The following is a 23,283-nucleotide window of genomic DNA, read 5'->3' as shown; positions in this document are numbered from 1 at the left end:
AAGCACCAGTTGTCCCGCGCTCAGCCTCTGCTCCCCCGCACCCGGCCGGCGGACCACGCCCCGAGGACGACCAGGAGCGCGATGCCCGCCGCGTACACCGGGAGCCACAGGGTCGTGGTCGCCGACAGGCAGTCGGCGACGGCGTCGTGGCTCTGGATCTCTTGTGCGCGGGCCAGCGCGGTGGTGTCCCGACCGGCCAGGTCCGACAGCGCGGCCTGCGTGCGGATGCTCTCGTAGGCGCCCAGCTCGGCGCACTTGTCGCGGGTGCCCGGCATCGGGAACAGCCACGCCCAGCGCTGGAGCATGGGTGCCAGCGTGATCGCCGCGCACAGGCCCACGACCAGCGCGTACCCCGCGAGGTTCCCCACGTACGCGGCACGCAGGCCCGGGGTCCACGGCGGCAGCCGGTAGAGGGAGAAGAGCACCGCGAGGAGCGTCACTCCGACGTAGGTGGCGAACCACTGCCACGAACCGTCCGCGAGCATCGCCGTCAGCACGGCCCCGAGTGCGATGCCGATGACGCCGGACTGCCCGGGAGCGCCCCTGCCCCGGCCGGTGGACGCCGGCCTCACGGTTCCTGGGGCGCCGGGATCGTGCATGGTCTCTCCTGCCTGGTCCGCCGTACGGAGCCATCAGGATCACGGCGCATCGGGCCCGCGACCCGCCGCCATGCCGGACCGGCGGTAAGCCTGGTCCGGTTGGCGGGCCTCGTCGGGGAGTCAGGGGCGGCGGCCCCAGCACGAGACCATCATCCAGGCGGTGTCCGTGAAGGCCGGATCGTCCAGGTGGGCGGCGGCGGCCGTGATGGCCTCGGCGGTCATGAGTCCGCTCTCGACGAGCGCGGGGGTGGCCTGGCTGAAGCACAGGCGCCATCCAGACCGGCGGGGGCGAGGTCGGTCAGCCGTACGGCCAGCTCGATCGCCTTGTCGTTGCTCATGGACTCCCAGAGGTGGAAGCACTCCAGGGTGCCCAACTGGGCCGAGGCGGCCGCCACGAGCTCGTCCCGGCCGCGGCTGCTCGGGAGATTCGGATGGATGAACCGGTCACGGTCGGCCCGGACCCACGGGGCCGTCCGGTTCGAACCGGGTATCGGTGCCGCCGGGAAGGTGGGCATGAGGCAAGCTTCTTGGCGAGTCGAATGACCCTTCGGCGTGGGGAAGCGGGGAAGCCCCGGACAGGAACACGGGGAGGACCGCCGCCACGACGAACGGCTGACGTATCGCGGGGAGTCTCGCAGCGCGGGGTTGTGTCCGGCTGGCACGCGGGTACGAGCGGAACGTCAAGCGTCCTGCAAGGACGGGACGGGGCATCGAGGAGCATGGCCGCAACGGCCGCTGGCACACGGCAAGTTGAGAACCGGCCACCGATGAGGGCCGTCCAGAGCGAACGTGACGACCCGGCCGGCTAGACCGAGCGAGACAAGTCGGTCGGCAGCGTCGGCAGATCGCCGGCGAAGACGATCATCTGCGCGATGCGTCCCTGCTGGATCTGCACCACGTCGGTGCCGGTGAGGGCAGACCTGCCGTCGGCCGCCGCGTAGCGCCACTGGTAGCGCGCCCACTCCCCCGGCACGTCGACGCCCGAGCAGCGCTCCATCGTGCCTTCTCCGGCGGAGTGCCGGCGCAGGTCGAGCACGAAGGCGCCCACCGCCTCCACACCGTCGGACCGGCCCCACGGCCCCCAGAAGATGATCTCGGGGCTCAGCGCGCGGGAGAGCCGGTCGACAACGCTGACGTCGTCCGGGGCGTTGAACGCGGACAGGAACATGTCGATCGCGGCCCGTGCCTCATCGCTCTCCATTCCTCTACTACTACCACGCCCGCCCGAGGCTTCCGGCGCCCGGATATGGCCCGTACGACAGACCTACGCATCGCCCGTCGTCCGCATACCATTCCTCTCGTCGACAGAGGGCCGACGAGTCGGTCGAGCGGCCGCGCCTGCTGCGCACCTGCCCGTCGCGCGCTCCTCCACGAGTCCACGAGAGAATTCGGGTGAGAGCGATGGATCGAGAAACAGCCGCGGACACGGTCGTACTCATTCACGGCCTCTGGATGACGCCGCTGTCCTGGGAGCACTGGGTCACCCACTACGAGCAGCGCGGTCTGCGCGTCGTCACCCCCGGATATCCGGGCATCGAGCCCGGTGAGGCCGGGGTCGAGGCGATCCGCGCCGATTCCTCCCCGCTGGTGAAGCTGGGCGTGCGCGAGATCTTCGACCACCTCTCCGAGGTCGTCGGCGCACTCGACTCGAAGCCGGTGATCATCGGGCACTCGTTCGGTGGAGCCTTCGTTCAGCTGCTGCTCGACGCCGGTTTCGGCACGGCGGGCGTGTCCATCGACGGTGCCGGTGTGAAGGGCGTGAAGGCGCTCCCCCTCACCGAGATCAAGGCGACGCTCCCCGTGCTGAAGAACCCGGCCAACCGGGACCGGGCCGTGCCGATCACGGAGAAGGAATTCCACTACGCGTTCACGAACAACTTGAGCGTCGAGGAATCGAAGGTGGTCTTCGACCGCTATACGATCCCGGTGTCGGGCCGCATGCTGTTCCAGGGCGGATTCGCCAACTTCACGCCGAACGCCGTGACGACGTACAACTTCGCCAACGACGACCGTGCTCCCCTGCTGTTCATCGCCGGTGGCAACGACCACATCCTGCCTCCCGCCGTGCAGCGCGAGAACTACAAGAAGAACGCCAAGCACTCCGAGGCGATCACGGCCTTCAGGCTGTTCGAAGGCCGCAGTCACTACACGTGCGGTGAAGCAGGCTGGGAGGGCGTCGCCGACTTCGCCCTCGACTGGGCACTCGCGCCGACCCCGGGGGAACTCGGCAAGAGCTGACGTGCGGTCCCTCGCTGATCAGGCGAGGTCGAGCAACTGCTCGTAGAAACCGCCGAATCCGCGCTTCCTGTCCACGAAGTGCAGCTCCAGGATCCAGTGGCAGACCCGGCCCGAAGGGGTGGTGCGGCGCAACTGGCCCGCGTTCTCGGGCGTGATGTAGGACTCGGCCTTCGCGCCGTCGTTGGTCTCGTGCGGGAACTCGCCGACGAGGTGTCCGGCGTGCCAGATGCCGATCTCCCAGCCCGCCTCCGCGGCGAGCCGCTCCACCTCCGCGTACAACCGGCGTCCCGTGATGGCGGGATCGGCCGCGAACGCCGCGCGCCCGGCGTCGAAGATCCGCGGCAGGTCGTCCAGGAGGCGGCGCTTGTCCGGGTCGTCCCCGAAGACGTAGGTGCGGCCGAAGTCCGCCTCGTACTCCTCGAAGATCGGGCCGAAGTCGGCGAAGGCGACGTCGTCCTCCTCGATGACCCGGTCCGGCGGGTTCTCCCGGTACGGGGCCAGGGTGTTGGGTCCTGAGCGGATGATCCGCTTGTGCCAGTGCTTGGTCGTGCCGAACATGTCGTTCGCCAGGTCCCGGATGCGGTCGCTCGCCTCGCGCTCCCCCACGCCCGGCACGATCAGGCCGCGCGCCTCGACCTCCGCGAACAGCGCGACGGCCTTCTCCTGCGCCGCCACCAGTCCGGCGACCCGCTGCTCCTCCGCCTCGGCGGAAACCTCAACTGCCACGCCTGCTCCCCCTCTTCACCGTAGGGCGACCCCCGCACACCCGCACCGTTCCGACGAGGTGACCACAGGCGCCGCACATGCGACTCTAATGGATCGTCGGCCGTCACTTCAGCGCGGATAAACCGCTCTTATAGGCCGTAGTTGCGTTGGGGAGGGGGGATCCGTGCTCCGGCAGCTCGAATACCTGGTCGCGCTGGCGCGGGAACGGCACTTCGGCAGGGCCGCCGCCGCGTGCTTCGTGTCGCAGCCGTCGCTTTCGGCGGGGATCCGCAGACTGGAGGCCGAACTCGGCGTGCCCGTCATCCGGCGCGGCAGCCGCTTCCAGGGCCTGACGCCCGAAGGCGAACACGTCCTGGCGTGGGCCCATCGCACCCTCGCCGAACGAGACACGCTGCGACAGGAACTGTCCTCCCTGCGCGGCGAGTTGACCGGCACACTGCGCCTGGGAGCCATCCCCACCGCCCTGACCGTGGCGTCCTTGCTCACCACGCCCTTCTGCGATCTCCACCCGCGCGCCAAGGTGAGCCTGCACTCGCTCTCCTCCCGCGACATCGTCCGCCGCCTGACCGACTTCGAGATCGACGCGGCCCTCACCTACCTCGACGACAGCGCGCTGCGCGGCATGCGGCGGCTCCCCCTGTACGAGGAGCGCTACGTCCTGCTCACCCCGGCGGACTCCGCCCACGCGGCGGCCGCCGAGGTGAGCTGGGCCGAGGCGGCCTCGCTGCCGCTGTGCCTCCTTTCGCCGCGCATGCGCAACCGGCGCATCCTCGACGAGAACTTCGCCGCCGACGGCGCGAAGGCCGATCCCGCGGTCGAGTCGGACACCGTCGCAGGGCTGTACGCACACCTCGTCACGGGGCGGTGGTCGAGCGTCATCTCGCACGCCTGGCTGCACATGTTCGCCACCCCCGCCGGCATGCGCGTGATCCGTCTCTCCGGCCCCGCCCAAGGCCCCCGCGTCGGCTTGGCCTTCCCCGCACAGGAGCCCCGGCCGGCCATGGTGCGGGCCCTGTCGGCCGTGGCGCGGGACGCCGGGGTGCGCGACGCCCTCGACGCGCTGCTCCGAGCCCACCTGGACCGATAGCCAAGGGCTCCCAGGAGATAGAAGAGTTCACTTTGACCACCGCCGGGCCCTGCGCGGACCGTGGGACACGTCCCGTACACCCGCCTCGCCGCTGAGGAGCCGCGATCATGGCCAAGGTGCTATGCGTCCTGTACGACGACCCGACCGACGGATATCCGGCCGCCGGGTCCCCCACCGCCTACGCCCGTGACGGCCTGCCCCGCATCGACTCCTACCCCGACGGCCAGACGGCTCCCACACCCCGCGCCATCGACTTCACACCCGGCCACCTCCTCGGCAGCGTCTCCGGCGAACTGGGCCTGCGCGCCTTCCTGGAGAGCCGCGGCCACACGTTGGTCGTCACCTCAGACAAGGAGGGTCCCGACTCGGTCTTCGACCGCGAGTTGGCCGACGCCGACGTCGTCGTCTCGCAGCCGTTCTGGCCCGCCTACCTCACCGCCGAACGCATCGCCGGCGCCAAGAACTTGAAGCTCGCCGTCACCGCGGGCATCGGCTCCGACCACGTCGACCTGGACGCCGCCATCGCGCACGGTGTGACCGTCGCCGAAGTGACGTACTCCAACAGCATCAGCGTGGCCGAGCACGTGGTCATGATGACGCTCTCGCTCGTACGCAACTATCTGCCCGCGCACCAGTTGGTGCTGGACGGCGGCTGGCACATCGCCGACTGCGTCTCCCGCTCCTACGACCTGGAGGGCATGCACGTCGGCACGGTCGCGGCCGGGCGCATCGGCCTCGCGGTGCTGCGCCGCCTCGCTCCGTTCGACGTCGCGCTGCACTACACCGACCGGCACCGGCTGCCCGCCGACGTCGAGTCCGAACTCGGCCTGGTCTTCCACGAGTCGGCGGCCGACATGGTCCCGCACTGCGACGTCGTCACCATCAACGCGCCGCTCCACCCCGAGACCGAGCACCTCTTCGACGACAAGCTGCTCGCCGCCATGAAGCGCGGCACGTATCTCATCAACACCGCCCGAGCCAGGATCGTCGACCAGGACGCGGTCCGACGCGCCCTGGAGAGCGGCCAGTTGGCGGGCTACGCGGGCGACGTCTGGTACCCGCAGCCCGCGCCCGCCGACCATCCGTGGCGCGGGATGCCGCACCACGGCATGACCCCGCACATCTCCGGCTCCTCGCTCTCCGCGCAGGCCCGCTACGCCGCGGGCACCCGCGAGATCCTGGAATCCTGGCTCGACGGCACCCCCGTGCGCGAGGAGTACCTGATCGTCGACGGCGGCGGGCTCGCGGGCACGGGCGCGCGCTCGTACGCGGTACGCGCCGACGCCCCCGACGGGCTCCCCGGCACCGCCCGGCTCTGACAGCGACCGGAGCGAACGCGCCGCACCTCGGCCCCGCACCCGCAACGCCCCTCCCCCGGCGATAGATTGAGGATCAACGACAGGCGGGGCAAGCCTGTCGACGGGGGAGGCAGGGATGCAGGGTTCCGTCCTGGACGGCCGGTACACGCTCGTGGAGCGCATCGGCGCGGGCGGCATGGGCGAGGTGTGGCGCGCCGAGGACTCTCGGTTGCAGCGGCGCGTCGCCGTCAAGGTCCTGAGCGCGCCGCGCGGTACGAGCGCCGCGGCGGCGGAACGCTTCCTCGCCATGTTCGTGCGCGAGGCGCGGGCCGCCGCCGCGCTCGACAGCTCGTACATCGTGCCCGTCTTCGACCACGGATCGGCGGACGGCGTCCCGTACCTGGTGATGCCCCTGTTGTCCGGGCGCACCGTCGGGGAACTGGTCCGGGAGAGCGGCCCCCTGGCGCCCGAGCGGGTCGCCGCGATCTCCGCGCAGGTCTGCCGGGCCCTGGCCACCGCGCACCGCGCGGGCATCGTCCACCGGGACATCAAACCGGCGAACGTGATGGTGACGGACGAGGGCACGGTCAAGGTCCTCGACTTCGGCATCGCCAAGTTCCTCGACGTCACCACCACGGCCGGATATCTGACGGGCACGGCCGACGCGCCCGTGGGCACCTTGCACTACATGGCGCCGGAGCGCTTCACGCGGGGCGGGGACGACGGGCGCGGCGACGTGTACTCGCTGGGCTGCATGGTGCATGAACTCCTCACCGGCAGACCGCCGTTCGACGCGGACTCCGCCGCCGCGCTGATGCACGGCCATGTGTACGAGACGCCGGAACCGCCGTCGGTACGCCGCCCGGGGCTGGCCCCGACGTGGGACGACCTGGTCGGCCGGATGCTGGCCAAGCAGCCCGGCGACCGCCCGGACGCGCGGCAGGCCGGGGACGCCCTGGAGGGCCTGAGCACACGGAACCCGGGCGCCGAGGCGCCGGCCCCTGCCCCGCCCGCGTCCGCGTCTGGTGCGCCCACCTCCTACTCCCTCGCGCCGCCGCTGCCGCAGTCCCCGCCGCCGACCGCGGCGGCCCCTCCCACCCCTCCGGTCGTCCCTGTCGTCACCGGCCCCTCCCCGTTCGCGAGCCCCGCCGGCCCGCCCGGCAGGTCGCGGGCGAAGCTCTGGGCCACGGGTGCGACCGTCGCGGTGGCGGCGGGTGCCCTGGTCACGGCCCTCACGGTCGGCAACCCGTTCGACGACGATTCGGGGGCAGGCCGGGACGATGCCCAGGGCCAGGGTGGTTCCGGCGGCAACGGGGCCGTCGTGACCGACGGGCTGACCCGGGCCGCGACGGCGAGCCTCGTCGTCGGCAGCGCCGCCGACTCCAGGGGCCCCGCACCCGCCGTCAAGGGCGCCCGCAAGGGCGGCCAGGTCACCGTTCTCGAACCGCAGACGTTCACCTCGCTCGACCCCGGCACGATGTGGCCCGGCAGCGCCGACCACCAGCTCGCCCGCCTCGTGCACCGCGGGCTCACCACGGTCAAGGCGGGGAACGGCCGTCAGGTGAAGGTCGTCGGCGACCTCGCCGAGGATGCCGGGCGGACGACGAACGGCAAGGACTGGACGTTCCGGCTCAAGAGCGGGCTCAAGTACAACGACGGGACGCCGGTGCGCTCCCAGGACTTCCGCAACGCCGTCGAGCGCACGCTCAAGCCGGAGCTGGCCGCGGGCGACCCGACGCTGCGCAGGTTCGTGTACGGCCCCGGGGAATCCGACGCCGGGTCCGCGAAGAAGAACGCGATCGAGACACCCGACGACCGCACGATCGTCTTCCATCTCGCCGGTCCCCGCCGGGACTTCAACGTCGTCCTCGCCGGACCCTACGGCGCGCCGGTCCCCAAGGGGGCAGGCGGCGGCGTCGGCCCTTCCGACGCGCTGCCGTCCACCGGCCCATACCAGATCAGCGGCGATCCCTCCGACACCAAGACCGTCACCCTCACCCGCAATCCGCACTGGCAGCGGAGCAGCGACCCGGTGCGCGGTGCCTACCCGGACGGTTTCCGGATCGAGACCGGGGTGCAGCCGCAGGAAATGCGGCAACGGATCGGCTCGGCGGCCGCTGACCAGGCGTTCATGACCTTCACCGGGACCGCCGATCAGGTCGGCGTCCAGGGCGGCCCCTCGGGCACCGCGAAGTCCGTCACGTTCCCCGCCTGGAACGCGCAGGCGTACATCATCAACACGGCCCGGGTGAAGGACCTCGACGTACGCAAGGCCATCGCCGTCGCCCTCCCCTCCGACCAGGTCCTCAAGGCGAGCGGCGGGCTGGGGCAGCGGGCCTCCGACCTGATGCCGCCGGGGGTGCCCGGATCCAGCGCCGTGGACGTCTACCACGCGGGCGAGAACGGCAGGCCCGCCACCGCACGGCAGTACCTGCGGGACGCCGGCGAACTCGGCCACCGCCTCACCCTCGCCCATCCGTCCACCCCGGTCGACGCGGATCGCGCGGAGGCCGTCCGCGTGGGCCTGGAGAAGGCCGGGTTCAAGGTGACCGTCAAGCCGGTCTCGCCCGAGACCTACTGGGCCGACGCGTCGTCCGGCAAGTACGACCTGTTCCGCATGTCCGTCGGCGGCGGTCTGCCCACCGCCGCCAACTACCTGCCCGACTACTTCGACGGCCGCGTGCCCTCCGAGACGTCGAGCAACTACAGCCGGCTCAACAGCAAGAAGGTGAACGAGGCGATCGACGCCGCGAACGCCGCTCCGGACCTCGAGAAGGCCGGCGAGCTGTGGTCGAAGGTCAACCGCCTGGTACTGGAGCAGGCGGCCGCCGTTCCCGTGTACGTACCGGACCGCAGCTACCTGTACTCACCGGCGCTGCGCGGGCTCCAGGTCGACTTGACCGGGCTCTCCCCGATCAACGCGTACGTACGTGAGTGAGGGTGCGCCGGGTCGTGTCACGGCCCCTGCCCGAACTCCCGGGGACCGGCCCCGTCCCGGCCGCGCACCGTGATGTCCAGCCGGTCCGAGGCCCGCCATTCCCCGGTCGCGCGGCTGATGACGTAGCTGACCCTGGCGGCGCCGGGCCTCGGGTGCGGGATGGTGAAGAGGGTGGTCTGCCCCACCTCGGCGGTGTCGACGACGTGCGTCTCGACCCGCGATGTCCGCAGGACCCCGGTGTCCCAGCGCAGATACACCTGGTCCCCGCCGCTCATGCCCGCGTACGGCTGAACACGGATGACGAGCTGCGGAATTCCGTCGTCCAGGACCACCGCGCTGTCGACCGCTTCATCGATCGTGGGTGCGGCCAACCGGTCCACGGACGCATCGGAGACGTCTGTCATGTTGTGCTCTCCCCTGTCTCCATGCCTGTGCCGACACACCGCCACCGGAACCGGGACGGCACGCCGACACCATCACCATCCATCTTCCTCAGTCGGGCCGCCCGCGTACACGCCTCGTTCGCTCTTTGTGTTCCCGGTGTACGCCGTTGACGGACGCGCTGTTGAAGGCATGGCCGCCGACATGCAAGACACCACCCATGCTTTCGAGACCGCCCGTGCCGTCGACGCCGCCGTCCTGCGGCTGCTCCCGGCCCGGCCTCGGCTGCTCGCCCTCGGTGAGCCCACGCACGGCGAGGCCGACCTGCTCCGCCTGCGCAACGAAATGTTCCGCCAACTCGCCGAACAGGAGGGCTATCTGACGATCGCGATCGAGAGCGACTGTCTGCGGGGCCTGCTCGTGGACGCGTACGTCACCTCGGGCACGGGCACGCTCGACGACGTCATGGCACACGGCTTCAGCCACGAGTGGTTCAACGTGTCCGCGGGCAATCGCGAACTGGTGCGCTGGATGCGCGCCCACAACGACGGCAGGGCGGGATCCGAGCGGCTCCGCTTCGCCGGGTTCGACGGGCCGCTGGAGATGACGGGTGCCGCGAGCCCCCGGCAGTCCCTCACCGCGCTCCACGACTACCTCGCGCCCCGCGTGGACGCCGGCCTGCTCCCCTGCACCGCGAAGACGCTGGACCGGCTGCTCGGCGACGACGACCGGTGGGCCGATCCGGCGGCCATGACGGATCCGGCCTGCTCCGCTACCCGCCCACCTGGGCGAGCGCTACGTGTTCCTGGCCATGGCTCTCGGCACGCTCCGGCACCAGGGCGTGGACGTCCCGCCGCCGAACACCGTCGAAGGGTTCCTGTACGCACTCCCGGAGGACCGCGCCGCACGCGTCTCGTCGTACTACGGCTACTCCCCGCTGGATCCGGCGCACTTGGCGGGCGCCGACGGCATCGTGTTCGTCAAAGACGTCGGCGAGGATGCGGGCGAGGTGTCCTGACGAGATCGCGGACGTTCGTCAGGACCCCGCCGACACCGGGGAGTCCGTCGCGTCGCCGACCGATGCCTCGGTCGCGGACTTCGGGATGGGACGGTCCTCGCGCAGTGCGGTCCAGACGCGGTGCGACGCCTTGTCGAGCGGCAGGACGCGTCCCGAGTTGTGCGTGTCGTAGGTGACCGGCATCGTGACCGTGCGAGTGTGGTCCGGGCTGATGCCCTTCAACTCCTTGGCCAGACCGAGGAGTTTGTCCGCGGAGGCCAGCTCGGAGTCGGCGCTGATGCTCTTGGTGGCGGTGTCCGCGAGGGCGTACGACTTGGCGGGGCTGCCGAGCGGGTCGACGGTGTCGGCCCGGTGGATCAGGGCCTTGATGAACGCCTGCTGGAGCTGGATGCGGCCCAGGTCGCTGCCGTCGCCGACGCCGTGCCGGGTGCGGACGAGTTCCAGCGCCTGCTTGCCCTTCAGCGTGTGCTTGCCCGCTGTCAGGTCGAGTCCACTGTTGGGGTCGTCGATGGCCTTGCGGGTGGTGATGTCCACGCCGCCGAGCTCGTCGATGAGCTTCTCGAACCCCTTGAAGTCGACTTCGAGGTAGTGGTCCATGCGGACGCCCGACATCTTCTCGACCGTCTTCACGGTGCAGGCGGGGCCGCCCACCTGGTACGACGAGTTGAACATGGCCTGGCGCGCGCCCGCCGCGTCGCCGCCGTCCGGCTTCGCGCACCGGGGGCGCTCGACCATCGTGTCGCGCGGGATGCTGACGACCGAGGCCTTCTTGTGGGTCTTGTCGACGTGCAGGACCATCGCCGTGTCGGCGCGGGCACCGTCGATGCCGCGGCCGTACTGACCGTGGGTTCCGGCCCGGGAGTCCGACCCGAGCAGGAGGATGTTCATGGACCCGTCGCGCTGTTCGCTCGGCCGGTCCTGACCGAGGGCGGCGTTGACGTCCGTGCCTCGGATGTTGCCGTCGAGGTGCTGCCAGGCGTAGGCCAGGCCGCCTCCGCCGACGAGGACCACGCCGAGGGCGCCCCACGCGACGTACCGAAGGGCCTTCTTCCGCGGCTTGCGCCGGGACCGGTGCACCCGGCTCTCGTCCGACATGCGCTGCCCCTCTCGCTGGTTCGCTGTCTCTTCGTCCGGCCCGTGAATCAGTAGGCGGAGTCGACGTTGTCGATGGAGCCGTACTTATCGGCGGCGTAGTTGGCGGCCGCGGTGATGTTGGCGACCGGGTCGGTCAGCTCGTGCGGGGTGCCGTCGACGTGGTAGGCGTCGAAGGTCGGCTGGATGACCTGGAGCAGGCCCTTGGACGGGGTGCCGTTCTGGGCGTTGACGTCCCAGCCGTTCTGCGCGTTCGGGTTGCCGGAGGACTCGCGCATGATGTTGCGGTGCAGGCCCTCGTAGGAACCGGGGATGCCCTTCGACTTCATGATGTCGAGCGACTCGCGGATCCAGCCGTCGAGGTTGTCCGGGTAGCTCTTGTCCGCGGCAGCGGCCTGGGACACCGAGGCGCTCGCCGCGGTCGGCACGGCGGCCTGCGCGGGCGAGGGGACCAGCGTGAGGGCCGCGGCGGCCGCGCCCGCGGTGGCGATGCCCGCCACGGAGATCTTGCGGATGCGAGCGGTGCGGCCGGTGCTGGACTTCGTACGAGTGGTGACCATGCTGCGTTGACTCTCCAATGCGCGGAGTGCGCGTGGGGGGCTTTGCGTGCGTGTGGTTCCAGGGGCGATCGCGGATCCCCCGCTTCACCGGAACCTCAGCCAGGGATAACGGCGCGGGGCGTCAGGACGCAAAGGTGTGACGTACTACCCCGGTACGCAGAAGCCCCTCACCAGCCTCGTCGCTACCGCCTGAGGGCCTTCTGCCGGCGCCTCGGAGGGCACTACTATCGCGCTTAGCATGTGACGTGGCTCCTATGGGTGGGGTCACAGCCATGGTGGTTTTCGCGGGCATCCGCGGACACGGATGCTCTCGTGGCTCAGGCCCTCGGCCCCGGCAGCACCACCCGCACCACGAGCCCCCCGCCGGGCCGTGCCGTCGCCGCGACCGTGCCGCCGTGGGCGCGGGCCACCGAGCGGACCAGGGCGAGCCCCAGGCCGTGGCCGCGTTCGCTGCCCACCCGGGGCGTCGCCCGGTAGAAGGGTTCGAAGAGGCGGTCGGTGGTGTCCGGCGCGACCGGCGGGCCGGAGTTGCTGATCTCAAGGACGACGCCCTCCGCCCCGTCGCCCCGCACGGTCACGTCGACGAAGGCGTCCGGATCGCCGGTGTTGTGGGTGACGGCGTTCTCGACGAGGTTCGTCACCAGCTGCCTCAACAGCGTTGCCCTGCCCCGGACTTCACAAGGTGACGGGTCGGCGCGGACGCCGAGGGCGAGTCCTTCGGCGGACGTGCCCGTCGCCGCGACGACCTCGCGCACGAGAACCGTGAGGTCGACCGGCTCCGTGTCGCAGGGGACCTGGTCGGCCGCGGCGAGCGCCAGGAGTTCCTTCACGACCCGGATGTTGCGCTCGTTCGTCTCCGTGAGCATCGGCAGGAGCTCACGGAGCGACTCCCCCGAGTCGTCGGCGGTCGCGAGCTGGAGCGCGGCGCGGGTGGTGGCGAGGGGGGTGAGCAGCTCGTGCGAGGCGTTGGCGGCGAAGCGCTGGTGCGCGGCGAAGGACTCCTCGAGGCGTTCCAGGGTCGTGTCGAAGGTGTCCGCGAGCTGCTTGAGCTCGTCACGCGGGCCCTGCGCGTTGATGCGGTACGCCAGGTCGCCCTCTCCCGCCTGGGCGGCCGCCCGGTTGATCGTGTGCAGGGGCGCGAGGAGCCTGCGCGAGATCACCCAGCCCGCGGCGAGCCCCACGGCGGTCACCACCAGGAGCCCGCCGATGGAGATGGCGAGCACCGAGGCCCAGACGTCCTCCTTGTCACGGACCACGCCGGCCGAGGAGATCTTCTGCCCGGGGTCGGGGGTGCCGTGCCCGGGTGAGGGAGTGCCGTTCCCCGGCGAGGGGGTGCCGTCGCCGGGCTCGGGGCTGCCGTCAGCCGCTTCGGGAGTGCCGCTCGGGCCCACCGTGTGCGGCTCGATCCACTGCGGCTCGCCGGTCGCGCCGCTCGGCCGGGGGCTCACCTCGATGGGGGTCGTCAGGTCGTACGTGGGGACGAAGCGGATGCCGACGTAGATCACGGCGGCCATCAGCGCCGAGCAGACGACCAGGGCGCCGCCGAAGCCGAGGAAGAGCCGCAGGTGGATGCTGAGGGCGCGCTGCCGGCCGCGCCGGGGCAGCCTCACTCGGTTCCCAGGTAGTAGCCCGCGCTGATCGCGGTGTGCACGAGCCGGGGCTCGCCCAGTTTCCTGCGCAGCGTGTGCACGACGAGACGCACGGCGTTGGTCAGCGGGTCGGTGTGCGCGTCCCACGCCTTGTCCAGGAGGTATTCGGCGCTGAGCACCCCGCCGTCGGCGCGCATCAGGAGCTCCAGGACCGACAGTTCCTTCGGGGTGAGGCGGATCTCCCGGCCCGCGCGCGCCACCCGGCGCCGGTGCGTGTCGAAGGCGAGGTCGGCGAAGGTGAGCACGGGGGCGTGTGCCTGGGGGCTGCGCCGGTACAGGGCACGCAGGCGGGCGACCAGCTCGGGGAAGTCGAAGGGCTTGGCCAGATAGTCGTCGGCGCCGAGGCCGAGGCCCGCCACCTTGTCGCCGAGGCGGCCCGCGGCCGTCAGCATGAGGATCCGGCAGTCCAGGCCCTGGGCGACGATGCGGCGGCAGACCTCGTCGCCGTGGACGCCCGGCAGGTCGCGGTCGAGGACCACCGCGTCGTAGTCGTAGACCGTCACCTTCTCCAGGGCGGCCGCGCCGTCGTGCACGACGTCCACGGCCATGGCCTCGCGGCGCAGCCCCATCTCGATGACGCGCGCCATGAACTGCTCGTCCTCGACCACCAGCACCCGCACGCCGTCCGCCCGTCCTCGCCCGATCGGTCCGTCCCGCCCGGGACGCCGTGAAAGGAGGTTCCGCGCGGCTGAGAATTCCATGAATTACCGGATACTCGTTCCCGCTAATTCGCCCTTGCCTCGCCCACATTTACCAGATCCCGTCTTTGAACCGTGTATGAGGACGGCGACTGCGGCTCCGGAACCAAACGCGGTTGAAAACGGCGACTGCCTAGCGTCCCATGGCATGAACCTCTTCAAACGGGCCCGGTGGCGGCTGACGGGCCACCTCGGCAAGACACTGATGCTCGTCGGCCTCTTCTTCGTGATCTGCACCCTGGTGCTCTCCGGATTCCTCATCCAGTCGGCCGCCGCACGCGCCGCCGACGCCGCCAAGCAGCGGGTGGGCGCGGTGGCCACGATGCAGCTCGACGTGAACGGCCTCATCGGATCCGGGAAGACGGACAAGCCGGACGGGCCGCAGGGCGGCACGATCGGCGCCGAGGGCGATCTGCGCGCCAGTCTCGTCGACAAGATCTGCAAGTCGTCCGCCGTGGCCAAGTGCAATTACTCGACCGACGGCGGCGCCTTTCCGACGAAATCCACCAAGCTGCACCAGCCGGTACCGCCGCCGCAGGGCCAGGACTCACTCGGCACCGACCTGTTCAGCGCCTCCGGAATCCTCGACATCGACGAGGTCAAGGAATTCCGCAACGGCGACTCGAAACTGATCGCGGGGCACGGCATCACCCCCGACAGCAAGGACGACGAGATCGTCGTCGAGGAGCGCGTCGCCAAGGACAACGGCCTGAAGGTCGGCGACCGCATGAAGCTCATGGTGGGTGTCCTGCCGGGCGCCGGCCAGGAGCGCGACAAGCGGGAGTACTCCTTCAAGGTCGTCGGCATCTACAAGAACAGCACGCCCGACAGCGGCCAGTACGTCCCCGCGATGATGGCCCCCGCCAACCGCCTGTACGTCACGCCCGGCGGCGGCTCCAAGCTGGACGGCAAGGGCACCAAGGACACCGTTCTCAAGAACGCCACCTTCACCCTCAAGGATCCCGGGGACCTCGACCGGCTCAAGAAGGACGCCGAGGCCGCGGGCGCCGATCTGCGGATCTTCCCGATCACCGTCAACGACAAGCAGTACAAGGCGCTCGTCGGCCCGATCAACAAGACCGCGGACTTCGCTTCCGTCACGGTCTGGCTGGTCGCCGTCGCGGGCACCGTGATCCTCGCGCTGATCGTGGCCTCGTCGCTGCGCGAGCGCCGCAAGGAACTCGGCATCCTGCTCTCCCTGGGGGAGAAGAAGCCGCGGCTGCTCGGCCAGCACCTCGTCGAGGTGGTCGCCTGCGCGGTCGTCGCCATCGGCCTCGCGGGAGCGTGCAGTCAGGTCCTTTCGCAGAGCATCGGCGACAAGCTGCTGGCCGGCGAGGTGTCATCGGCCAAGGAAGAGGCCTCGAACAAGTCCCAGGAACCGGACTACTCCAACTCCATGGGCAACGGCGGCGGGGACAAGGAACCCGAGGCCGAACCCATCAGCTCCATGGACATCCGCATCGGCGCGGGCGACATCGGCAAGGTAGGCGCCACCGGCCTGGGCATCGCGGCCCTGGCCACCCTCGTCCCCGGCTCCCGCGTCCTGCGCCTGAACCCGCGCGACATCCTCACGAAGGGCGACTGACGTGACCTCCGACGCCACGCATTCCACCGACTCCACCCGCTCCACGCTCGCCGAGAACCCCACCGACGTCATGCTCGAACTGGCCGACGTGACCCGCACCTACCAGAGCGGCAACCGCCGCCGCACGGTACTCAAGGGCGTCAACTACCGCTTCGAGGCAGGGCGGATGTACGCCGTGGTCGGCCCCTCCGGCTCCGGCAAGACCACGCTCCTCTCGCTGGCCAGCGGCCTGGACGCGCCGAGTTCGGGCACGGTGAGCTTCCAGGGCCGGGACATCTCGCGGCTCGGCCTCGGCCGGTACCGCAACCAGCACGTCGCGACCGTCTTCCAGTCGCTGAACCTGCTGACGTACATGACCGCCGTACAGAACATCACCTCCGCGATGGAGATCACCGGCGTCAAGGGCGGCCGCCGCAAGCAGCGCGCCGTCGAGCTGCTCACGCTCCTCGGCGTCGAACCCGCCGAACACCACCGCCGCACGCTCCAGCTCTCGGGCGGTCAGCAGCAACGCGTGGCGATCGCCCGCGCCCTCGCCTGCGAGGTGGACATCCTCTTCGCGGACGAGCCGACCGGCAGCCTCGACCACGAGACGGCCGACGGCATCATCGAGGTGTTCCGCAAGCTCGCGCACGACGACGGCAAGTGCGTGATCGTGGTGACCCATTCCAAGGAGGTCGCCGCGGCGTCGGACGAAATGCTGCACCTCAAGCGGGGCAAGCTGACGGCCTAGGGCGGGCGTCTCCCCGGGCTCCCCGGCCTTCACGGTCTCCCCGGTCTTCTCGGCTCGGCCCGCGAAGGCCGGGGAGGCCGGGGAGCCCGGGGAGGTGTCCTGCGATGTGCCGACCCGTCAGGTGAGCTTCCAGAGCAGCACCGCGTCCTTGTCCTCGTAGTGCACCGCGCTCATGAGGCCCGCGGCCACCGTGTTGCCGTCCGGGCTGAACGCCAGTGCCTCCACGGAGGTGGGGCCCTTGAAGGAGCCGACCCTCTTTCCCGTCACCGTGTTCCACACGCGGACCGTGCCGTCCTGGCCGCCGCTGGCCAGCAGGTCGCCCTTGGGGTGGAACGCGAGCGCGTGGATCATGCCGTCCGGGTTGTCGAGCTTCACCGTCTCCTGGTGCGATCCGGTGTTCCACAGCCGGATCGCCCCGGACTGCTCCGCGTACGCAAGGATCTCGCCGTCGGGGCTGAACGCCGTGACCGCGGCGTTCTCGCTGTCCTTGACGGCGGCCGTCGACACGCCGTTCGGGCTCCGCAGGTGCAACGGACGACCGGCCACCAGCATCTTGCCGTCGCTCCTGAACGCCACCGGACCACCCGGCGCGTCCTTGCGCAGCGCGAGCCTCTTGCCCGAGCTCACCTCCCAGACGTAGAGGCCCTTGGTGGTGGCGGCCACCACGGTCCTGCCGTCCGGGCTGACGCCGATGTCGGTGGCCCAGCCGTCCTGGCCCTTCGCCGAGCCCGGCCCGGTGAAGGTACGGACGAGCTTGCCGGTCTCGGTGTTCCAGACCCGGATCTTGTTCTCCTCGGCCCGCACCACGTACTTGAGGTCCTGGGTGATGACCGTGGGCTGTAGGTACCCGGGCATGCCGATGTGCACGGGCGTGCCCTCCTTGGAGTCCACGTCCCAGCGGCAGACGCCGTTGCTGCCCGTGCCGCACAGCGACTTGCCGTCCGCGGAGAAGGCGAGGGCGCGTGCGGTGTTGAGGCCCTTCAGGGCGATGGAGCCCTTCGCCGCGGAGCCGTCGCCGGTGTCTCCCGTGTTCTTGCCCGGGTCCTTCTTGCCCGGGTCCTTCTTGTCCGGAGTCCCCTTGTCCGGGTCCTTTCCAGCGGCGTTCGCCCCGCTGTCGGAGTCGTCTCGCCGGGTGAGGACGAAGGCGCCCGCACCGGCGGCGGCCGCCACGCCCAGACCGGCGAAGAACAGCGTCCGCCGGGACACGCCCCGCGTCGGCTCATCGGGGCCGCCGCCCTGCGGCGCGTACCCGGGCCGGTCGGGGGCCGTCACCGTGGCGAGCCGGGGTTGCTGGGACGCGAGCAGGACCGTGTGGTCCGCGCCCTCGGTGTCCGTGTCGCCGGGAGGCGGGGCGGTGGGCCGCGCGGGCACGCGGGGGTCAACGGGAGCCTTGTGCACGGGACTTGGCGGAGTGGACCGAGCCGAGGCGCGTCCCGCGAAGCGGGCAGGGAGTTCCGTGACGGGCGGGCGAGCCGCCGGATCCTTGGCCAGGCACTCGGTGAGCAGAGCGTGGAGCCGCCGCGCCTCCTCGCCACCACCGCCTTCCGCGCCGTCACCGCCCTCCTCGCCGCCGTCGCCGCCCCCGACGCCGTCGAGCACCGGCGGCTGGTCGAGGATCCGCTGGACGACCTCGATCAGGGTCGGTGCGTCGAACGGGCCGTGCCCCGTCGCCGCGAACGCCAGGACCGAGCCCAGGGAGAACACGTCGCTCGCGGCGCCCGCGCGGTCGGCGCGGATCTGCTCCGGCGACATGTACGAGTACGTGCCGATGATGGTGCCGGTCGCCGTGAGGGAACTGGCGTCCACCGCCCGTGCGATGCCGAAGTCGATGATGCGCGGCCCGTCCGAGGCCAGGATGACGTTGCCGGGCTTGAGGTCCCGGTGCACGAGGCCGCACTTGTGGATGGCGGCGAGCCCCTCCGCGAGACCGGCGCCGAGGCGCAGTACGGCGTCGGGGGCCAGCGCGCCGTCGGTGGCGACCACGTCGTGCAGGGTCGGGCCCGGGATGAACGCCGTGACGAGCCACGGGGATTCGGCCTCGGGGTCCGCGTCGACGACCTGGGCGGTGTGGAATCCGCCGACGCGCCGGGCCGCCTCCACCTCGCGCGCGAACCGCTCACGGAACTGCGGCGCCGACGCGAGTTCCCGCTTGATCAGCTTCACCGCGACCTGCCGGCCACCGGGCGAGGTACCGAGGAACACCGACCCCATGCCGCCCTCACCGAGCCGCCCCTCCAATCGGTAGGGACCCACCCACTGCGGGTCGTCGGGATTCAGCGCGTCCATGAGTACCGTCCGGTCGAGGAATCGAGAAGGGGCGAGGAGTCGAAGAGTCGAGAAATCAAGGTGTCGGGAAATCAAGGTGTCGGGAAATCGAGGCAGCGGGGAAGCCCGCGGCCGGGAACTGAGCCGCCCTACGTGAGTCTCCACAGCTGCACCGAAGGTTCGACGTCGTCCGCGTCCGCCGCCGGGTTCAGCACACCCGCCAGGGTCTTGCCGTCCGGGCTGAACGCCAGCGCGGGGATCGAGGCCCGCAGCGTGGACTTCGGCGGTCCGCCGATCAGCGTGGCGGTGACCTTGCCGGTGGACATGTCCCAGAGCGTGACGGAGCGTCCCACCGTGTCGACGCCCTCCATCTCCACATAGCCACCGGCCCCGGCGATCACACCCTGCCCCGGCTTTCCCGGCCGGTAGGCCGCCGACAGGACGTACTCGTGCTTGTCGGTGAGGGTTCTGGTACTGCGGCCCTCGGCCACGTCCCAGAGCCGGACGCCCGCCCCGTTGGCGATGAGGGTGTCACCGTCCTTGCTGAACCTCACTTGCGAGTAGTTCTTCTTGCGGTCGGCGGTCAGGGTCTTCGTCAGGCGGCCGGTGCGGGCGTTCCACAGCCGGATCGTGCCCTCCTTGAGGTCCGCGGCCACGCTGGCGACCGTCCTGCCGTCCGGGCTGAACGCGACCCAGCCCATGCTCCCCGTGTGTCCGGTGAGCGTGGCCCGCGAGCGGCCCGTGGCGGGGGCGACCAGCTCGACGCGGCTGCCCACGCCGACGGCGAGTGTCTTGCCGTCCGGGCTCATGGCCAGGCAGTTGACGCTGTCGTACTCGCCTTCGTACGTGGTGATCACCCGCTTCGCCGCGCCGCTGCGCGCGTCCCAGCTGCGCAGCGACTTGTCGAAGCTGCCGGTGAACAGGGTGCGCCCGTCCGGGCTGTAGACCACCGACATGACGTTCTCGGTGTGGCCCTCGAACGTGCTGATCAGGCGACCGGCCCCCGCGTCCCACAGGCGCAGCGTCTTGTCCTGGGCGCCGGTCGCCAGGGTGCTGCCGTCCGGGGCGAAGGCCAGGCAGCTGATGCCCAGGGCGTGGCCGGTCAGTTGGGCGACCGGCCTGGTGATGTCGCGGGAGGGCGAAGGCCGGGCGGCGCCGCCGCCCCTCGCCGTGGGCTTCCGGTCGGACGCGGGGGCGTCCTCGGGCCGGAGCAGGTACGCGGGGACGGCGACGGCGGCCGTGGCGGCGGCTGCGATCCCGCCGATCATCAGGGCTCGTCGCCCGACCGGCTTGGCGGCGTCTGGCACCGTCGCGGCGGCCGAGAACGGGGCCATGGGCGAGGCTTCGGGAGGAGCGGGCGGGACGGGCGGCGGGGCAGGTGGCGAGGCGGGTGGCGGGACGACCGTCGGCGCGGCCGTGGTGGAGAGCCGCTGGAGGAGCTCGGCGGCGGAGGGCCGCGCGGCCGGGTCCTTGGCCAGGCAGGTGGTCACGAGGCGGTGCAGTCCCGGGTGCCCGGACAGATCCGTGAGTACGGGAGGTTCGCTGGTGACGCGGTGGATGATCGCCGGGACGTTCGAGGCGTCGAAGGGGCTCCGGCCGGTGGCGGCGAAGGCGAGCACCGAGCCGAGGGAGAAGACGTCGCAGGCGGGCGTCACAGCGGCCGGGGTGCGTATCTGCTCCGGCGACATGTAGGCGTACGTGCCGATGAGGGTGCCGGTGTGCGTCATCGTGCCGGTGTCCTCGGCGTGGGCGATGCCGAAGTCGATGATGCGCGGCCCGTCCGGGGCGACGATGACGTTGCCGGGCTTCAGGTCGCGGTGCACGAGGCCGCACTTGTGGATCGCGGCGAGCCCCTCCGCGAGTCCCGCGCCGAGCCGCAGCACGGCCTCGGCGGACAGGGCGCCCTGTCCGGTGACGAGTTGTTGCAGCGTGGGGCCCGCGATGAAGTCGGTGACCAGCCACGGGGACTCGGCCTCGGGATCCGCGTCGACGACCTGGGCGGTGTGGAATCCACCGACGCGCCGGGCCGCCTCCACCTCACGCGCGAACCGCTCGCGGAAGTGCGGCGCCGACGCGAACTCGCGCCGGATCAGCTTGACCGCGACCTGCCGGCCGGCGGGCGACGTTCCGAGGAAGACCGACCCCATGCCGCCCTGGCCGAGGCGCCCCTCGATCCGGTAGGGGCCGACCTGTCGGGGGTCCGAAGGGCTCAGCGACTCCACCATGCGCTACTCGAATCTCCCGATTCCTCTTCCGGTTCCGAGTCCCCCGGATCTCGCGGCTGACCGAGAGCGAGAGGCGACGCATCACCAACGGATTCGTACACGCCCGGAATTGAACCATGATCCGGTGTCGCGGACCGGTGGGACCGCCGTCTTGTGTGCGCCTCACGGGTCGGGGCGAAAGCGTTCCCTCACGGAGGGAAAACGGAGGAAGAAGGTGTCCCATCACTGATTGAAAGTGCGGGAACACCGTGCTCTGATGGGGCGATGGCCACCGACGCCACCCGGGCGGCGCTGCTCGACGCCGCCGAGCGCCTCTTCCTCGCGCAGGGCTACGAGCGGGTGTCCGTCCGCGCGGTCAACGCCGGGGCGGGGATGAATCCGGCAGCCGTGCACTACCACTTCGGCACCAAGGAGGACTTGGTCGCCGCGTTGTTGCAGAGCAGGCTCGGCCCGCTGTGGGCGGAGCCTCTCGCGCAGGTGGAGCGGCGGGCCGCCGACGGCCACCCGCCGGACGTCCGCGAGCTCGTCGACGTACTGGTGCGGCCGCTCGATCTGCTCACGGCGAGCCCGCGCGGGCGGATGCTCATGCATCTGCTCGCCCGCGTGGTGCTGCGCCGCCGTGAGCTGCCCTTCGACGCGCACTGGTTCGGATACGCCCCGTGGAGCGCCCTGTTGAGTGCCGCGCGGCCCGAGCTCTCCAGGGCCGAGATCGGCCACCGCTGGCGCATGACGTTCGACCTGCTGCTCCAGCTCTACGGCGAACCGCTCGCCGCCACAGCGGAGTTGGGCAGCGTGCCACGCCCGCCGCTCGATGCGGTCGTCTCCTTCGTCTCCGCCGGACTCGACGGTCGCGACGGTCTCCAGGCTCCACCCGCATCGCCGAACACCTCCTGAGCACCCCCTGAACACCCGCCTGCTGTACGACAGTTGAGGAGTTGCCCACCCGTGAGCACCACAGACTCAGCTCGTCCCTCCGGCGACCAGGACCCGGTCCCCGACCTCCTCGCCCCGGCCCGGCTCGGCCCGCTCACCCTGCGCAACCGCGTGATCAAGGCGGCCACGTTCGAAGGCGTCACGCCCGGCGCGCTGGTCAGCGACGCGCTGATCGAGTACCACCGGCGCCCCGCGGCCGGGGGCGTAGGCATGACCACGGTGGCGTACTGCGCCGTCTCGCCCGAGGGACGCACCGAACGCGACCAGATCCACCTGCGGCCCGAGGCCGTGCCGGGTCTGCGCCGGCTCACGGACACCGTGCACGCGCAGGGCGCCGCGGTCTCCGCGCAGATCGGGCACGCGGGACCGGTCGCCGACCCCGTCTCCAACGGACTGCCCGCGCTCGCCCCCAGCCGGTTCCTCAACAAGGGGAGCCTGCGATTCGCGCGGGCCGCCACGAAAGACGACATCGCCCGGATCACCCGCGCCCACGCGCGTGCGGCGCGCATCGCCATCGAGGCCGGTTTCGACGCGGTGGAGATCCACCTCGGCCACAACTACTTCGCCAGTTCCTTCCTCAGCCCGCGCCTCAACCGCCGCAAGGACGAGTACGGCGGCCCGCTCGCCGCTCGCGCCAAGGTCGCGCGCGGTGTGGCCCGCGCGGTGCGCGACGAGGTAGGCGACGCGATCGCCGTCACCGCCAAGCTCAACATGGACGACGGCGTGCCGGGCGGCATCTGGCTGGACGAGAGCCTGCGTACGGCCGCGTGGCTGGAGGAGGACGGCAGCGTCGACGCCCTGGAGCTGACGGCGGGCAGTTCCCTGCTCAATCCCATGTACCTGTTCCGCGGCGGCGCCCCCGTCAGGGAGTTCGCGGCGACCTTCCCGCGGCCTCAGCGGCTCGGTGTCCGGCTCATGGGCAAGAAGTTCATCCGCGCGTACCCGTACCAGGAGGCGTATCTCCTCGCGTCGGCCCGCCAGTTCCGCGCCGCGCTCAGGCTGCCGCTGATCCTGCTCGGCGGGATCTCGGACCGGCGGACCGCCGAGTCGGCGATGGCCGAGGGCTTCGAGTTCGTGGCGATGGGCCGCGCGCTGCTGCGCGAGCCGGACCTCGTCAACCGCTTCGCCGATGACCTTGCCGCAGGACGCGCCACGCACTCGCTGTGCGTCCACTGCAACCGCTGCATGCCGACGATCTATTCGGGGACGCGCTGCGTCCTGGTGGATCCTGAGCCGCTCAAAGCTCCCAGCCGCTGAGGAG

General features: G+C 71.1%; 19 protein-coding genes and 1 pseudogene. 9 read left to right on the top strand and 11 right to left on the bottom strand.

Translation table 11 applies throughout. The features are described from left to right. Nucleotides 1-20 precede the first annotated feature (20 nt). From ACIO9J_RS24315 to ACIO9J_RS24305, 3 genes are all read right to left on the bottom strand, one after another. The gene (locus tag ACIO9J_RS24315; RefSeq protein WP_402003198.1) at nucleotides 21-572 is read right to left on the bottom strand and encodes a hypothetical protein; all 552 of its coding nucleotides are present in this window, start codon (nucleotides 570-572) and stop codon (nucleotides 21-23) included. Between the two features lie 245 nt (nucleotides 573-817). Continuing rightward, nucleotides 818-1,114, bottom strand: a complete 297-nt coding sequence (locus ACIO9J_RS24310; RefSeq protein WP_402003195.1) for a hypothetical protein — start codon at nucleotides 1,112-1,114, stop codon at nucleotides 818-820. A 290-nt stretch (nucleotides 1,115-1,404) separates the two neighbouring features. After that, a complete protein-coding gene (locus tag ACIO9J_RS24305; RefSeq protein ID WP_402003193.1) occupies nucleotides 1,405-1,800 on the bottom strand; it encodes a nuclear transport factor 2 family protein in 396 nt (131 codons plus the stop codon). A gap of 200 nt (nucleotides 1,801-2,000) precedes the next feature. Here ACIO9J_RS24305 and ACIO9J_RS24300 point away from each other — a divergent pair, with 200 nt between their 5' ends. Next, nucleotides 2,001-2,837, top strand: coding sequence for an alpha/beta hydrolase (locus ACIO9J_RS24300; protein WP_402003190.1), 837 nt, complete (start codon nucleotides 2,001-2,003; stop codon nucleotides 2,835-2,837). 18 nt (nucleotides 2,838-2,855) lie between these two features. Here ACIO9J_RS24300 and ACIO9J_RS24295 read toward each other — a convergent pair whose 3' ends face one another. After that, nucleotides 2,856-3,563 carry a M24 family metallopeptidase gene (locus ACIO9J_RS24295; RefSeq protein ID WP_402003187.1) on the bottom strand — a complete coding sequence of 236 codons (708 nt, stop codon included), beginning with the start codon at nucleotides 3,561-3,563 and terminating at the stop codon, nucleotides 2,856-2,858. A 163-nt stretch (nucleotides 3,564-3,726) separates the two neighbouring features. Here ACIO9J_RS24295 and ACIO9J_RS24290 point away from each other — a divergent pair, with 163 nt between their 5' ends. From ACIO9J_RS24290 to ACIO9J_RS24280, 3 genes are all read left to right on the top strand, one after another. Further along, nucleotides 3,727-4,650, top strand: coding sequence for a LysR substrate-binding domain-containing protein (locus ACIO9J_RS24290; RefSeq protein ID WP_402003184.1), 924 nt, complete (start codon nucleotides 3,727-3,729; stop codon nucleotides 4,648-4,650). A gap of 107 nt (nucleotides 4,651-4,757) precedes the next feature. Further along, nucleotides 4,758-5,969 (top strand): NAD-dependent formate dehydrogenase, encoded by a 1,212-nt coding sequence (locus ACIO9J_RS24285; RefSeq protein ID WP_402003181.1) that lies wholly within the window; start codon nucleotides 4,758-4,760, stop codon nucleotides 5,967-5,969. Between the two features lie 115 nt (nucleotides 5,970-6,084). Then, complete coding sequence (locus tag ACIO9J_RS24280) at nucleotides 6,085-8,886, top strand: ABC transporter substrate-binding protein (RefSeq protein ID WP_402003179.1); 2,802 nt, start codon at nucleotides 6,085-6,087, stop codon at nucleotides 8,884-8,886. Nucleotides 8,887-8,903: 17 nt separating this feature from the next. On the opposite strand, the gene ACIO9J_RS24275 is transcribed toward ACIO9J_RS24280, so the two are convergent. Beyond that, nucleotides 8,904-9,290, bottom strand: a complete 387-nt coding sequence (locus ACIO9J_RS24275) for a hypothetical protein (RefSeq protein WP_402003176.1) — start codon at nucleotides 9,288-9,290, stop codon at nucleotides 8,904-8,906. A gap of 169 nt (nucleotides 9,291-9,459) precedes the next feature. Here ACIO9J_RS24275 and ACIO9J_RS24270 point away from each other — a divergent pair. Then, a pseudogene (locus ACIO9J_RS24270) lies at nucleotides 9,460-10,285 on the top strand (erythromycin esterase family protein). Between the two features lie 18 nt (nucleotides 10,286-10,303). Here ACIO9J_RS24270 and ACIO9J_RS24265 read toward each other — a convergent pair. From ACIO9J_RS24265 to ACIO9J_RS24250, 4 genes are all read right to left on the bottom strand, one after another. Beyond that, a complete protein-coding gene (locus ACIO9J_RS24265) occupies nucleotides 10,304-11,380 on the bottom strand; it encodes an LCP family protein (protein ID WP_402003173.1) in 1,077 nt (358 codons plus the stop codon). Nucleotides 11,381-11,427: 47 nt separating this feature from the next. Next, nucleotides 11,428-12,006 carry a transglycosylase SLT domain-containing protein gene (locus tag ACIO9J_RS24260; protein ID WP_402003627.1) on the bottom strand — a complete coding sequence of 193 codons (579 nt, stop codon included), beginning with the start codon at nucleotides 12,004-12,006 and terminating at the stop codon, nucleotides 11,428-11,430. A 248-nt stretch (nucleotides 12,007-12,254) separates the two neighbouring features. Further along, nucleotides 12,255-13,547, bottom strand: a complete 1,293-nt coding sequence (locus tag ACIO9J_RS24255; protein WP_402003170.1) for an ATP-binding protein — start codon at nucleotides 13,545-13,547, stop codon at nucleotides 12,255-12,257. Then, nucleotides 13,544-14,206 carry a response regulator transcription factor gene (locus ACIO9J_RS24250; RefSeq protein WP_402003167.1) on the bottom strand — a complete coding sequence of 221 codons (663 nt, stop codon included), beginning with the start codon at nucleotides 14,204-14,206 and terminating at the stop codon, nucleotides 13,544-13,546. Before ACIO9J_RS24250 ends, ACIO9J_RS24255 begins: the two co-directional genes overlap by 4 nt. A gap of 226 nt (nucleotides 14,207-14,432) precedes the next feature. Here ACIO9J_RS24250 and ACIO9J_RS24245 point away from each other — a divergent pair, with 226 nt between their 5' ends. Then, on the top strand, nucleotides 14,433-15,869 hold the full coding sequence (locus ACIO9J_RS24245; RefSeq protein ID WP_402003164.1) for an ABC transporter permease: 1,437 nt from the start codon (nucleotides 14,433-14,435) through the stop codon (nucleotides 15,867-15,869). A gap of 70 nt (nucleotides 15,870-15,939) precedes the next feature. Next, nucleotides 15,940-16,599, top strand: coding sequence for an ABC transporter ATP-binding protein (locus tag ACIO9J_RS24240; RefSeq protein ID WP_402003624.1), 660 nt, complete (start codon nucleotides 15,940-15,942; stop codon nucleotides 16,597-16,599). Between the two features lie 117 nt (nucleotides 16,600-16,716). Here the strand turns inward: ACIO9J_RS24240 and ACIO9J_RS24235 are convergent, their stop codons facing one another. Further along, the gene (locus tag ACIO9J_RS24235) at nucleotides 16,717-18,885 is read right to left on the bottom strand and encodes a protein kinase (RefSeq protein WP_402003161.1); all 2,169 of its coding nucleotides are present in this window, start codon (nucleotides 18,883-18,885) and stop codon (nucleotides 16,717-16,719) included. Nucleotides 18,886-19,013: 128 nt separating this feature from the next. Next, complete coding sequence (locus ACIO9J_RS24230; protein ID WP_402003158.1) at nucleotides 19,014-21,089, bottom strand: WD40 repeat domain-containing serine/threonine protein kinase; 2,076 nt, start codon at nucleotides 21,087-21,089, stop codon at nucleotides 19,014-19,016. Between the two features lie 264 nt (nucleotides 21,090-21,353). Here ACIO9J_RS24230 and ACIO9J_RS24225 point away from each other — a divergent pair, with 264 nt between their 5' ends. Both ACIO9J_RS24225 and ACIO9J_RS24220 read left to right on the top strand, forming a co-directional pair. Next, complete coding sequence (locus ACIO9J_RS24225; RefSeq protein WP_402003156.1) at nucleotides 21,354-21,983, top strand: TetR/AcrR family transcriptional regulator; 630 nt, start codon at nucleotides 21,354-21,356, stop codon at nucleotides 21,981-21,983. 51 nt (nucleotides 21,984-22,034) lie between these two features. Continuing rightward, on the top strand, nucleotides 22,035-23,279 hold the full coding sequence (locus ACIO9J_RS24220) for an NADH:flavin oxidoreductase (RefSeq protein WP_402003153.1): 1,245 nt from the start codon (nucleotides 22,035-22,037) through the stop codon (nucleotides 23,277-23,279). The last annotated feature ends 4 nt before the right edge of the window (nucleotides 23,280-23,283 follow it).

The sequence above is a fragment of the Streptomyces sp. NPDC087300 genome (genome assembly GCF_044744425.1).
GTDB lineage: Bacteria > Actinomycetota > Actinomycetes > Streptomycetales > Streptomycetaceae > Streptomyces.
Note: the sequence above shows the minus strand (reverse complement) of the source record. Positions and strands in the feature narration are given on the sequence as shown.

Bases quoted from the DNA above. Each gene is read 5' to 3' on its own strand.
- ACIO9J_RS24310 (WP_402003195.1), bottom strand. From the start codon at position 1,114: ATGCCCACCTTCCCGGCGGCACCGATACCCGGTTCGAACCGGACGGCC.
- ACIO9J_RS24305 (WP_402003193.1), bottom strand. From the start codon at position 1,800: ATGGAGAGCGATGAGGCACGGGCCGCGATCGACATGTTCCTGTCCGCG.
- ACIO9J_RS24300 (WP_402003190.1), top strand. From the start codon at position 2,001: ATGGATCGAGAAACAGCCGCGGACACGGTCGTACTCATTCACGGCCTC.
- ACIO9J_RS24285 (WP_402003181.1), top strand. From the start codon at position 4,758: ATGGCCAAGGTGCTATGCGTCCTGTACGACGACCCGACCGACGGATAT.
- ACIO9J_RS24280 (WP_402003179.1), top strand. From the start codon at position 6,085: ATGCAGGGTTCCGTCCTGGACGGCCGGTACACGCTCGTGGAGCGCATC.
- ACIO9J_RS24275 (WP_402003176.1), bottom strand. From the start codon at position 9,290: ATGACAGACGTCTCCGATGCGTCCGTGGACCGGTTGGCCGCACCCACG.
- ACIO9J_RS24265 (WP_402003173.1), bottom strand. From the start codon at position 11,380: ATGTCGGACGAGAGCCGGGTGCACCGGTCCCGGCGCAAGCCGCGGAAG.
- ACIO9J_RS24245 (WP_402003164.1), top strand. From the start codon at position 14,433: ATGAACCTCTTCAAACGGGCCCGGTGGCGGCTGACGGGCCACCTCGGC.
- ACIO9J_RS24240 (WP_402003624.1), top strand. From the start codon at position 15,940: ATGCTCGAACTGGCCGACGTGACCCGCACCTACCAGAGCGGCAACCGC.
- ACIO9J_RS24235 (WP_402003161.1), bottom strand. From the start codon at position 18,885: ATGGACGCGCTGAATCCCGACGACCCGCAGTGGGTGGGTCCCTACCGA.
- ACIO9J_RS24230 (WP_402003158.1), bottom strand. From the start codon at position 21,089: ATGGTGGAGTCGCTGAGCCCTTCGGACCCCCGACAGGTCGGCCCCTAC.
- ACIO9J_RS24225 (WP_402003156.1), top strand. From the start codon at position 21,354: ATGGCCACCGACGCCACCCGGGCGGCGCTGCTCGACGCCGCCGAGCGC.